15 protein-coding genes are annotated in these 11,083 nt (G+C 48.3%); all 15 read right to left on the reverse strand.

All coding sequences use genetic code 11. The features are described from left to right. Positions 1–67 precede the first annotated feature (67 nt). Positions 68–589 (reverse strand): hypothetical protein, encoded by a 522-nt coding sequence (locus JOD01_RS17285; RefSeq protein WP_122905056.1) that lies wholly within the window; start codon positions 587–589, stop codon positions 68–70. Positions 590–603: 14 nt separating this feature from the next. Then, positions 604–861: a hypothetical protein gene (locus JOD01_RS17290; RefSeq protein ID WP_122905055.1), complete on the reverse strand. Its 258-nt coding sequence runs from the start codon at positions 859–861 to the stop codon at positions 604–606. A 152-nt stretch (positions 862–1,013) separates the two neighbouring features. Next, entirely contained in the window at positions 1,014–2,138 is a 1,125-nt protein-coding gene (dnaN, locus tag JOD01_RS17295) for a DNA polymerase III subunit beta (protein ID WP_122905054.1), read from the reverse strand. A 108-nt stretch (positions 2,139–2,246) separates the two neighbouring features. Next, entirely contained in the window at positions 2,247–2,912 is a 666-nt protein-coding gene (gene radC / locus JOD01_RS17300; RefSeq protein ID WP_122905093.1) for a RadC family protein, read from the reverse strand. A gap of 119 nt (positions 2,913–3,031) precedes the next feature. Then, positions 3,032–3,505 (reverse strand): DUF6573 family protein, encoded by a 474-nt coding sequence (locus tag JOD01_RS17305; protein WP_052660302.1) that lies wholly within the window; start codon positions 3,503–3,505, stop codon positions 3,032–3,034. A gap of 124 nt (positions 3,506–3,629) precedes the next feature. Then, positions 3,630–4,049 carry a hypothetical protein gene (locus tag JOD01_RS17310; protein ID WP_204519552.1) on the reverse strand — a complete coding sequence of 140 codons (420 nt, stop codon included), beginning with the start codon at positions 4,047–4,049 and terminating at the stop codon, positions 3,630–3,632. A gap of 111 nt (positions 4,050–4,160) precedes the next feature. Then, a complete protein-coding gene (locus JOD01_RS17315) occupies positions 4,161–5,174 on the reverse strand; it encodes a DUF932 domain-containing protein (protein ID WP_122905051.1) in 1,014 nt (337 codons plus the stop codon). A 13-nt stretch (positions 5,175–5,187) separates the two neighbouring features. Further along, entirely contained in the window at positions 5,188–5,880 is a 693-nt protein-coding gene (locus JOD01_RS17320; RefSeq protein WP_170163438.1) for a PD-(D/E)XK nuclease family protein, read from the reverse strand. Beyond that, positions 5,877–6,629, reverse strand: coding sequence for a hypothetical protein (locus JOD01_RS17325; protein ID WP_170163437.1), 753 nt, complete (start codon positions 6,627–6,629; stop codon positions 5,877–5,879). The genes JOD01_RS17320 and JOD01_RS17325 overlap by 4 nt, the downstream gene beginning before the upstream one ends. Further along, positions 6,626–7,675, reverse strand: coding sequence for a hypothetical protein (locus JOD01_RS17330; RefSeq protein WP_122905049.1), 1,050 nt, complete (start codon positions 7,673–7,675; stop codon positions 6,626–6,628). The genes JOD01_RS17325 and JOD01_RS17330 overlap by 4 nt, the downstream gene beginning before the upstream one ends. 130 nt (positions 7,676–7,805) lie before the next feature. Beyond that, positions 7,806–8,246, reverse strand: coding sequence for a single-stranded DNA-binding protein (gene ssb, locus JOD01_RS17335; protein WP_122905092.1), 441 nt, complete (start codon positions 8,244–8,246; stop codon positions 7,806–7,808). A gap of 125 nt (positions 8,247–8,371) precedes the next feature. Further along, positions 8,372–8,812, reverse strand: coding sequence for a PIN domain-containing protein (locus JOD01_RS17340; protein ID WP_204519553.1), 441 nt, complete (start codon positions 8,810–8,812; stop codon positions 8,372–8,374). After that, complete coding sequence (locus JOD01_RS19920; protein WP_269320155.1) at positions 8,809–8,940, reverse strand: hypothetical protein; 132 nt, start codon at positions 8,938–8,940, stop codon at positions 8,809–8,811. Before JOD01_RS19920 ends, JOD01_RS17340 begins: the two co-directional genes overlap by 4 nt. A gap of 578 nt (positions 8,941–9,518) precedes the next feature. Continuing rightward, complete coding sequence (locus tag JOD01_RS17345; RefSeq protein WP_204519554.1) at positions 9,519–10,097, reverse strand: hypothetical protein; 579 nt, start codon at positions 10,095–10,097, stop codon at positions 9,519–9,521. 6 nt (positions 10,098–10,103) lie between these two features. Next, positions 10,104–10,982 carry a hypothetical protein gene (locus JOD01_RS17350; protein ID WP_204519555.1) on the reverse strand — a complete coding sequence of 293 codons (879 nt, stop codon included), beginning with the start codon at positions 10,980–10,982 and terminating at the stop codon, positions 10,104–10,106. Positions 10,983–11,083 lie beyond the last annotated feature (101 nt).

An 11,083-nucleotide genomic window follows, 5' to 3' on the forward strand; every position in this document is an offset into this window, starting at 1 on the left:
TACCTTTACGCCCTCCGATGAGGTAACCTGGACAGTACAGTATGGTGTGTGCTGCGTAAAATCATCACTAAACTTCACAGTAAAATGCAGCATACCTCGCACCTCTATTTCCTTTTAAGTATTGGGCATACACCAACAACCTATCGAGTAACTTCCTGATCTGGATGAGCTCTTGAATGAACTGATTGAAATAGGACGGACTTTCGTGGATCTCGATGATAAAGCCCATTTTCTTCAGTTCGATGATCATCTCAGCTCCCGTCCAGTCGCAGACAACTCTCTTATTCCATCGGAGCTGTCTTTCGACCCATTCTTTTGTAAACACCCCAAGAAGTTCTTCGACGTCTGGACATAGGATGACAAACTTCCGGATGTCATATGACCCGTCTTCCTCTTCTTCCTCAGCGCAAGCACCAAACAGTCGCTCCGTTGCCTTCATAAAGATATCTCCCCCCATGTTTTCAAACGCATAATCCGTTACCCAGCACCCCATGTCGGATACCCGATACCCAGCATCGTGAAGGAGCTTTAACGAAAGCAAATTATCCAAGGACGACTGAATGACTTGGCAATCCTCGATACTAAACATATCAATGCTCTCCCTCAGATAAAATCGTCTTCTTCTGCATACTGTTTCTTCCTAGAATGAAGCAGTGTGTAAATGTTCTGCGTGCTCCTGACATACTCATAGATTACGTTGTACCAATTGGCCCGCTCAGTTTCTTCATCATAGATGTCTTCCATCGAATAAAGAGAATGGGCTTCATTGTACACGTAATCCAGTTCGTCCAATGTAAAGCTGTCGAAATCGACTTCCGATGCATCGGCGCCGGCATACAGGTATTCGACGATGCGAAACATACCTGGAGTTTGCCTACGTGGACTATTTGATGAGATGCTGCGAACCTGAAGTTGTTTTAGGAACTCATTGGTTGAAAATCTCCTTTTCTTCATCGCTAATGCATCCTTTCAAAGAAACAGAAGGGGAATGAGATCCCCTTCTGCTCTGCAAATTATGCTGATCGCACAGGCAATATTAAGGCAAACCCTGTTTCATCACCTGTCGGTCGTATGATTAACGGTGCATTTGCACCAGATGCTTGAAACATGACTTCTTTTGCCTTCATATGTCGTAGTGCCTCCAGGAGATACTTCGTACTGAACTTCATCTCAAAAGTATCGCCTTCGAGATCCGAGACAAACACTTCCTCCTGTACTTTTCCCATCCCTTCCTGACTGGCCGAAATGAGAAGAGAAGGCATTGCGGATTGTATCACCTGTAAGCGACACATATTGGCTTTTCCTTCCTTGGAGACGATGCTCACCCGCTCCAGTACCTTGACTAACTCATCCCGATTTGCCACAAATGTTGTCGAAATAATTGTTGGGATTACCCTGGATATTTCCGGGTAAGTACCGGAAATTAGCCTAGAAGCATACGTTACGTTCTTGCAAGTGAGTCGTAACGAGTTCTCTGTGCAGTGGATGGTGACCTTATCGGTCGTGTCCTCAATTAGCTTTACCATCTCTTCTGCAGCCGTGGCAGGCAAAATCATCTTCGGTAACTTCAGTTCTTGATCCAGCTGAACGGTCCAAGATCCCAGCCTATGAGAATCCGTTGCGACGAACGTTACTGCCTTTTCCTTGCTAACGATATGGATGCCCTGTAGGGTAGGGCGCATAGCAGATACCGAGCAGGCATACTCCAAACGTAACCCGTTAGCCAAATCAGATGCTTGTATCTCAACACAAACGCCGGTATCGTCCAACGAAAAGGATGGGTACTCATCAGCTTTCATCGTCTTTAGCTCGAAAGTCGATTTCCCCGCGGTAATGGAGATCTCATTTTCCCCAATTTTCAGTTGGATCTCACCCGCTGGCAACTTACGCACAATGTCCAGGAATATTCTTGCCGGTACGACTACCGCACATGGTTGAGACGATGAGCAATTGTCATCCTCCGTAATCTGGATGGTGTTATCCGTATCAGAACCGGTAATGGTCAAAGATTCTCCCGTGAATTGGAGATGAAAACCGGTTAGAATCGGAATCGTCGTCTGTTTTGCAACTGCTCGGTATGCTTTCGACAGATCAGCAACTAAACGTTCTGAATCCTTAATCACGATTTTCGTCTTCATGCTTCCTCCTACTCGAACCGGGGCCGAGTGGCCCCATAGTTCGAGCCACTCGTTTTCTTACCCCGGTGATAGGTAGAATCTTTTCGGCAAATACGTTACCTTACCGTACTAAAAGTACCTCTGTTCTTTTAAACTAATATACTTTCCATCCCCGATAATGACGTGATCAAGCAGGCTAATACCAACCACCTCTCCTGCTTGCCGCAAAATTTGCGTGATCGAAATGTCTTCCTTACTTGGGGTTGGATCTCCGCTCGGATGATTGTGCAGACAAATAATCGATGCCGCGCTCCTCTTGATTGCTTCTTTAAAAATCTCACGGGGATGCACAACCGATGAATCCAAACTTCCTATAAAGATCGTCTGCTTACCGATTACACGATTTTTTGTATTCAGAAACAGACATATAAAATGTTCCTGCGTTAAGTACCTCATTTCAGGCATCATTAGTTCCGCTACATCACGCGGGAGACGAATGGCTATCCTTTTCTCTCTTGGACTGGTTACATATTTGTGTGCCAAACCAAAGGAGGCGACGATCCGCTGTGCTGCCATTTCACTGATAGACACAAGTTCCATGATTTCTTGGGCAGACATCGAAGCGAGTTGTTGAATCCCGATGCCAGTTAACTTTTGAATGTTTGCAGCATCTGCTTCGTTTCCAATAATGATCGTCAACAGATCGTTCAAATTCGCTTCCTTCGTCCCGTAGAACGTGATGCTTTCTTTGGCTTTTTTGACAAATTCAGTTACGATGAAATCGTATTGAAACATTTCGATTTGCTTCACCATTACCTCCCTACTCAAACCGGGCCGTGTGGCCCAAAGTTTGAGCCACACGTTTTATCGCCTCGGTGGTAGGCGAAATGTAATGTTTTTTCATACCAGTTAGCTCATCTACATTCGATGTAACTTTCTGGCTTTGTTTCGAGATACAATGTAAACCTACACTCCCTGCAAAAGTATTTTCTGTCAGGATTGTTTTGTTCAGCTTCATCCTCCAACATGATCTGAATGAATGACTTCCTTTCTGCGGTTTTCCGAATGATCGCCTTAAGGGTTGACATGGTAAGGACTCCATTGATTACGAAATGAACCTGATACTGAACCATGAGAGAAGAGCTATCGTCGAACGGTTTCATCCCGCTTTTTAGGGTTGAAAGCAGTAAACTAATCACATTCCAGATTCGTTCGTTTGTTGATTGTCCTACTGTAATCGACTCTTCGGGTTCAATATAGGTTTTCCATAAGGCAGAAGAGACCGCTACCGGAATACTGATCCCAATCTCTTTAGCCGTATCCGATACGTCGACTAATCTTCCTTCGCATATGGCTCGTTGGAAATCCTCAAACGTTTCCAATTTCATGACTGGCAATCCTCCCCCTCGGATAAATAAAATAAGCCAGCACCTCCTTTGAGATACTGGCTTACGGTCCTTTGCAGTTTCCGCTGCAATTAATATACAAGCTCTTCTGGTATTCCCTTCTCCGTTATTTCACCTTAGAGGAACGGAATTGCTTACCGGACATGACACGAAAGACACCGTGTTCTTTCATCTGCTCTTCATCCCATCCCGTCTTTTTCATGAGCTTCGTTGCCTCAGTTGATCCCAGCTTGAAGAAATCAAACGGATTCAACCCTTTTTCCCGTATATGTCGGGCAAGAGCTTCCCAATTCCCTTCCCACGAATACGACGGAACAAAATCAAATTGGGTGTCTCCCACTACGACTTTTCCATTTTGCTCAACATACTGCTTTAGCTCTTCCTTCTTGGCTTTCAATATCGCTTCCAAATGTAGAATCTCAGCCGCCAATTGTTGAGCCTGTTTATACTCTTCTTCTTTATTTTCTTCCGGGAGATCCTTCGGGATTGCTCCTTCATCAATCAAAGCTGCCGCTTCGATATCCATTGGTTCATCCCATGGAAATATCACTGTTTGACCGTTCATACAATATTCCTCCTTCATTTTGATCATGGGAGAAGCCGACCCATGTAGATCGGCTTCTTCGTTTTGGTTCTGTTAGACAGCCACCTTAGCAAGCAGTTCGCCGGCGTCTTGTTCCAACTCCACCCGAGCATCCCCTTGAAGGGTTTGGGCGGCGCGGGTCATGGCCTGCATCACGTAGAACAGGCTGTCACCGGGTTCTGCCATGTAGGTGCTGGTGATGGTATCTGTCATGGACTGACTGTATTTTTTGTCCTTGGCCAGCGTTTTGATGAAATCCAGCGGGTTTTCCACCTTCACCTCTTTGGCGGCCAAAGCCCGTTCCAACATGTCATCCCCGGCTTTGACGGCAGCCGTAAACGCTTCGGCCACCCGAGAGTACATCTCGCGCTCCCGCAGGTGAATGTGACGCTGCTTGAACACTTCCCCATCGTTGGTCCAGCGCATCAAGCCATTCGAGCAAACCAGGCGGTATACCATCGGCTGAATCGTAACCGAACGGGCGCCCACCTCGGAGTTGGACAAGTGAACCCCCACCATGTGGACATCCGGTCGTCCCTCCAGCGTCCTACCGATGTTTCTTGTCAGATCAGGGAACACGATCCGCAGGTGCATGCCGCGCTCATCGCGGTACCAGTACGAAATCCGATGGTCTTCTTCTGTCCCGATCATGGATTCGATCATGCCCAAGAACTGTTCATCATCGAACCGGCTATAATCCTTGGACAAGGCACCACGAATCATGTGGCCCAGTTGATTGGCCCGTGACCGATACGTACGTAACAGCCATTCCTCGTCCGCTGGCAGCCGCTCTGTGAAGTAGTTAAAGTTCGTTGCCCTCAAATAACTTGGGCAGCGGCGCATGAAGCGAGCCGGCAGCTCCAGTTTTTGATACATCTGGTTTTCGGCCCATTCGGTTGCCGGGCTGGCGGCCTCATTCGTAAAGAGTGTCTGGAACGTAAAGTGTCCATCGTCACGCATCCGAATCTGATTGGCCGGTACAACGAAATCTTCTTTTAGCTGTGCTTGACGGTTCAGTTCGTCTAAAATCCGCTTGAAATTTTCTCCTGCATTGTGCATGTAATTCATGATTCATTCCTCCTCAATGAACTTGGTATTTTTTCGTCATGGGACATTCGCGGATATAGCTGCAGTTGGTGCAGCCACTTCCTAATTTGGGCGGGAATGCTATCTCCGGTGGGGTCCCTTTTTTTAGTTCCTGATAAGCGTGTCTCGCCTGATGAATCTGCGTCTTGGCCCAATCAAGGGTTTCCGCAATCGCTTCAGGCGTTACCTGTGCTGTTTTGATTTCATACTTTCTCGGAAACAGATAAGCGACCTCCGAAGCGTAAAGGTCGGATTGCCATGCGCTCCAAGCATAGAGAAGCAGTTGCTTGGGCTTCTGCATGACCTCATAAACTGCCCAGGATGTTTTCCAGTCGTAAATTGAGAGGGAAAACATATCGTATTGGACAATGAGATCAATCACCACATGGAACAGATCCGTCTCCGTAATGGGAGTGATGATTTCACGCTCGACCGCGACAATTTCCCCTTTGAAAATGTGGGTCTGCAACAGTCGATACGCCTTTATCGCCAACTCCTGCACGTCTTTCGGAATTCCCGCCGGCGGAGGCTGCCGTAAAACAGAAGAAGCAATGACTTCGTGGAATTGCTTCCCGATCGCCATTGCTTCCGTTTCCTTCTCCGGCCTCCCCAACACGTACCGGAAATAGTACGCGTGGGGGCAGGAGTCATATTTGAAGAGTCGGCTATAACTCCATTTCCAGGTCACGCCGTTCTCTCCTTCATTTTTTGCAACTCTCGCTGAATGGTCCCTTCCAAATCCGCCGCTTTCTCTTCGTTCCGAATTGCTTCTACAAGTTCGCGAACGATGACATCCGCTCGTTTGGCCCATTCCGCCCACAAATCCTTGGGGAGCTGATGCATCTTCACGGCTCGCTCCCAAAGGCTTTCAATGCCGGTATCTCTCTCGGTTTTCCTGACGAAATCCTCCGCGGCTTTTTCATTCGCCAGGTATTTGCCAAGCAGAAGGACATGGAACGCTTCCTTTGATTTCTCAGACGTGAATAGTTGCCACTCCCGCCATGCCCACTGAAGAACAGCACGTGCATAATTCGGGCTGGTGTGAAACATTTTCCCGTCGATCTTCCCGAGAAAGCCCATCAATTTCCATTGGTGTGCGGAAAGCTTCATTGCAGGATGATCTTCCCATGTCTTTTTCTTCCGCTTTTTCCTTCGGGCGGCTTCATGTTTGGCCTTGTATTCATCGATCACTTCTTGTTCGCCTTTTCCTTCCAGAAGACCGATGAATTTGGCCACGCCCCCTTTTTCCTGGCAGCGAAAGCAGTGATACGTATTCTTGACCGGATTCAGGTAAAGATGGAACCCGCGATCCGCTATACCGACAATCTCAGCGCAGAACGGGCAATGGACGCGAATCTCACCTCTCGGCGCAGCCTTTTGCTGTGCCAAGAGATTAAAACGATCAGCAACGTCAAGGATTTCAGGAAAAATGCTCATGCACTGCGCACCTCCTGAATCTCTTGGCCGCTGCGGCCGGCAATTGCCTCAAAATCCCCCATCGTGCGAGTAAGGAACTTTAACAATTGTCCTCCCATCAAGTTGTTTAAGTCTTGTTGGGCCACCGGATGATCTTCCGGAATCAGGACTTTGCTGCCGTTATGCAGGAACAAAATAAAGCAAGGGGTGTCGTTGATGGCTGTTCCTTGCACATCCGTTACAGTACCTGTAATCCAACGGGGCGTATCGGACGGAGTGATGGCAGCATGTTCCTTATGAGTACCGGATTGATTTTGTGGCGCCGGCTTCCCTTCTTGTCCTTGCGGCCGGTTTGACGTCCTTCTGCTTTCGTTCCTGTTGTGACCGGGCGTTCCATTCTCACGTCGTTGGTTGGGTTCATCTGATGGAGCCGCTTCAGCCCAATCCTTCAAGTCCTCAACATCCTGGGTAAAGATACCTGAAGAACGGGTTGCAGAAAGTACAGCGTCAATTAGGCCGCGCTTCTTGGCCATCTTCAGAACAGTGTTCCACAATGAGTGGAGATCCTCATTTTCGATCCGGTATTTGATATAGGTTCCGTTTCCGTTCTTTTTCGGAAAACTCTTCTGTACCAAGGAGTTTTTATCAATCCCCCTCGGCAACTCGTTTTCGAAGACCCAACGCCAGCGATATCGACTTTCCATGGTATTGGCTTCCCCAACACCATCAGCAATGGTTACACCGCTGCGACGATGAATCAGGCTAATCGTTACCCGAGCCCGATAGTAGCCGGTATCTCTTTCCGCCGTTTCTTCGATCATCTTTACGATCGGTGAGAACCCATACAGTTCGCATAGTTTTTCGGCACCCGCTTTCAATAGCGTTGGTTTCGCAGTACCTTCCAGAACGCCGTAATCTTGCCCCTCAATCATGACTTCCTTGAAGAATTGCTGCGTCAGATTGAGTTTTTGTTTCATCTCCTGCAAGACAGCGTGCATCTCTTGGGAACTGTAGCCCTCCATCAAGCGAGTTTCCTGTCCATCGATGACCGTCAGTTGGTTATTCATAGCATCTCCTTTCTTCGCCTCTCGGCCAACGTGCTATTGTTTTCTCCCGCACGAGGGATTTTGTGTATACAAAAAGACTTCTCCCGAACCATCAGAGAGAAGTCTTTTTTGTCCTGCGATGACCCATTCCCTAGAACGGCAAATCGTCATCCGTAATATTGATTGGTTTTCCTGAGCCACCGAACGGATCGGCAAATGGATCTCCAGGGGCAAAAGGATCATGGCTTGGTTGCTGATTACCCGTACGAGTCTCCTCTGCTTTCTCAAGGAAATAAGCACGGTCCGCCACAACCTCCGTCACGTATACCTTTCGTCCTTCCTGGTTTTCGTATGACCGGGTTTGCAGCCTTCCTTCCACCCCAACTTGTCGGCCCTTGCGTAAGTAGGTTGCGCACAGATCGGCAAGTTTCTGCCAGGTGACGATGTTGATAAAATCCGCTTGCCTTTCTCCTTCTTGATTGGCAAACGGGCGATTCACAGCCAACGTAAACGTCGTAACAGCGATCCCGTTTGTCGTGTAGCGCATCTCCGGATCTTTCGTCAGACGACCAATCAAGACGACTCGATTCATTTCTTCTCCTTTCCGCCGATTTCTCGGCCCGTGCTATTGTTGCGCCCGCACGAGGGACAAAAATAAAAAAGACTTCCTAACCTTAGCGGTTGAAAAGTCTTGGTTTCCTGTGCCTGATGAAAAAATCATGTCAGGCTGTATTTACTTACAAACTCCTCCGGGGTCAAAAACTCAATCTTTTGGATGAGTCTTTTCCCCTCTTCATCGGTGACGTACTCATGGAGTGTCGTTAAACTCCGGTCATTGGAGACGACCGCTTGTGCACCACCATCAATTGCGCACTCAATAAACATGGAGTCATCCGGATCGTAGCACCAGGAATACACGGTGGTTGAGCGTACCCTTTTGGCCCGAAGCAAATAAGTCGCCGCTACTCTCAATGGTGGTTTCGGGTTTTGCCCTTTCTTTTCTGCGACGATGACAATCGTGGCAGCAAGCTCTTTCGCCATCTCATCCGTCAGTAGTACCTGATGTTCCCGAATGGACAACGAAAGAGCCCTTTGAGCCATCCTATTTTGTTCCAACGTCGCGCGAATGATTGTGCTGGTGTCGATCACCACGTTCATTGTTCCACCACCTTGCGGATGGATCTGCGAACGTCTTTAATGATCGCATCCAGTTCCTCATCGCTTAATGGCTCCGTGTTTGCAGCCTCTTTCCAGCACTCTTCCAGTTCTTTTTCAAGAGTGTCCATGTCATCCCTCTCCTTTTGCATGTGTATTCCACCTCCTTCGATACAACGTCTTTCTACCCATTGTATCTCAGAGGAGATGTCCTGAAAACGCAAAAAGGCGTAGTACCTCTTTTTGCACGAAACAATCCTGCAAAAAGCGTACTACGCCTATGCTTCAGTCGAGAAAATTTCTTTCGCCAAGTTCCGCAGTCATGCCCAACACGTCTGCAGCTTGCGACCGTTACGAGTCCGTGCCTAGCTCTCTCGTAACCACCATATCGCCTTGTCTCTGCCAGGTAACGACAAGCACGATATCTTTTCCGCCCATGTTGTCCAATCTGCTTCCCTTTTGCAGGATTGGAAGAGGCGCACCATGGGTCAAAGCCTCACACATTCCATCAAGTTCTGCGCTCAACGCAGATCATTAACCTCATAGGGAACAGGTATTGCCAACTACCCAACGGTATGAGGTATCCCGTTTCTTCGCAATCTCCCATGCTCAACATGGTTGATTGTATACGAACCCCTATCCGCTCCACGGAAAAAGCCTCTGATGATTCGTATATTGGACTTGATTTGCCCATATTTTACCTAAGATTTTATCCCTTCGTCAAGAGGGAGAGAGGTACGGGCGTCCAATTGTGTTCCCACTTCATCACCATTCCCTTTTCCCATACGTCCAGGGTTGCGGCAAAGTGTCCCGGCTGAACAACCGATCGAAACTCGTCCCAATTTCCTCCGAACCATAAGACCCGCTCCCGTTCGGGAGGGTGGACATCCCCATACAGAATCCGAATGTCCACCAGATCGTCTCCAATTCGGATCGTGCCCCCGCTTGGGTTTGTCTGAATGTCAATGGGCTCCACATAGTCCAGCCAGTGGTCCAAGACACGCTCCAGGATCAGTTTTTTTACGGCCTCTTCGCCAGAAACCGGTTCGATGGCGTAAACGGTCAGCTTTTGGTTATCCTCGGATTGGGCTTGGCCCCGCATAATGATGCCAGCCGACAGAAGCTGCTTAATCGTTTCCCGTGTTTCCCTCTTGGTGGCATGAAACCAGTCGGCTGAGGTGGCCGTGATGATCCCGATGGTTTTCATCCATTCCAGAAGCGGTGAGTGGACTTCCAGAGATGAGGTTTGCGTAGGTTCCCAGTTGAATGTCCATGATTTTCCGAACATGTTATTTCACCCGATTACTCGGATAATTTCTCCACTCAACCGTCGCTCTTTGTTGTTGATCCGCTGCAGCTGGATGAATACTACTTGTCCCTCTCGCAACAATCCTTTGTGCAGGCTCCGCTTCGGATGCAGGCAATACACATCCAAACCAGGCACGAGTTCGACCCAATACCCTGCGTCGAATTGCCGTTTTATCACACCTTTGTACACACCTCGGAGATTGAACCTTGTGCCGATCAATTCCCATTTGTCCTGAAGAACAGGGGCCACGATGAGCCTAATGGACGAAGCAGGCACTTTCTCGCCTTGTTCTTCCCCGGCTGCCGCTTCACTCTGCTGCGCCGATTGCCCATCCCTGACGATCTCCTTGACTTCAACGGTGAGAGTGTGGCCTACCTGATACACGTCTCGCAAATCCTTAAACGGCAATTTCAAGTCGGAATTGGTAAACGTAAATGAGAACCCGGAGGTTTCCACGACGATGCGGTTCTGCGACACTTTCGTTACCGTTGCCGTGTATTGATCCCCTACCTTCATTCGCCGTAAGGCAATTTCCTGCATCAGTTCGATGGCACGGATACGACTGCACAACACTTGTTCGGCATCCTGGTCAATATGCAGGATCATGACCGGAATGGTTTGTCCCAGGAATTCATTCATCTCGGACGATTTCTCCAGGCCCGTTTCCATTCGCGGAACGATGCCTTTCACAGTACCAGTCGGCTCCACTTCCAATACCCAGCAGCGAACGGATTCTCCGTTCAATTTGTGTGTCTCCAAGCCGACAACATTTGCCTGAATGGCCATGTTATTTTGTTTGGCTGCGAACAGCTCCGCCCAAAAGTTCTTCTGATCCCCTTTGCGCTCCAAAATGTTCGCCAACATGAACAATTCCTCCCACTATAAATTAATGTTATCTCTCGTTTACTCACTCGTTCTTAGATTTTCATCCATTGACTATTTAGAGAGTTGGGGAAATCATGTAT

Source organism: Brevibacillus fulvus, from assembly GCF_016908525.1.
Lineage (GTDB): Bacteria > Bacillota > Bacilli > Brevibacillales > Brevibacillaceae > Brevibacillus_G > Brevibacillus_G fulvus.

Coding starts and splice junctions, on each gene's coding strand:
- JOD01_RS17285 (WP_122905056.1), bottom strand. CDS start 589: ATGTTTAGTATCGAGGATTGCCAAGTCATTCAGTCGTCCTTGGATAAT.
- JOD01_RS17290 (WP_122905055.1), bottom strand. CDS start 861: ATGTTTCGCATCGTCGAATACCTGTATGCCGGCGCCGATGCATCGGAA.
- dnaN (WP_122905054.1), bottom strand. CDS start 2,138: ATGAAGACGAAAATCGTGATTAAGGATTCAGAACGTTTAGTTGCTGAT.
- radC (WP_122905093.1), bottom strand. CDS start 2,912: ATGTTTCAATACGATTTCATCGTAACTGAATTTGTCAAAAAAGCCAAA.
- JOD01_RS17305 (WP_052660302.1), bottom strand. CDS start 3,505: ATGAAATTGGAAACGTTTGAGGATTTCCAACGAGCCATATGCGAAGGA.
- JOD01_RS17310 (WP_204519552.1), bottom strand. CDS start 4,049: ATGGATATCGAAGCGGCAGCTTTGATTGATGAAGGAGCAATCCCGAAG.
- JOD01_RS17315 (WP_122905051.1), bottom strand. CDS start 5,174: ATGAATTACATGCACAATGCAGGAGAAAATTTCAAGCGGATTTTAGAC.
- JOD01_RS17325 (WP_170163437.1), bottom strand. CDS start 6,629: ATGAGCATTTTTCCTGAAATCCTTGACGTTGCTGATCGTTTTAATCTC.
- JOD01_RS17330 (WP_122905049.1), bottom strand. CDS start 7,675: ATGAATAACCAACTGACGGTCATCGATGGACAGGAAACTCGCTTGATG.
- ssb (WP_122905092.1), bottom strand. CDS start 8,246: ATGAATCGAGTCGTCTTGATTGGTCGTCTGACGAAAGATCCGGAGATG.
- JOD01_RS17340 (WP_204519553.1), bottom strand. CDS start 8,812: ATGAACGTGGTGATCGACACCAGCACAATCATTCGCGCGACGTTGGAA.
- JOD01_RS19920 (WP_269320155.1), bottom strand. CDS start 8,940: ATGGACACTCTTGAAAAAGAACTGGAAGAGTGCTGGAAAGAGGCTGCA.
- JOD01_RS17345 (WP_204519554.1), bottom strand. CDS start 10,097: ATGTTCGGAAAATCATGGACATTCAACTGGGAACCTACGCAAACCTCA.
- JOD01_RS17350 (WP_204519555.1), bottom strand. CDS start 10,982: ATGTTGGCGAACATTTTGGAGCGCAAAGGGGATCAGAAGAACTTTTGG.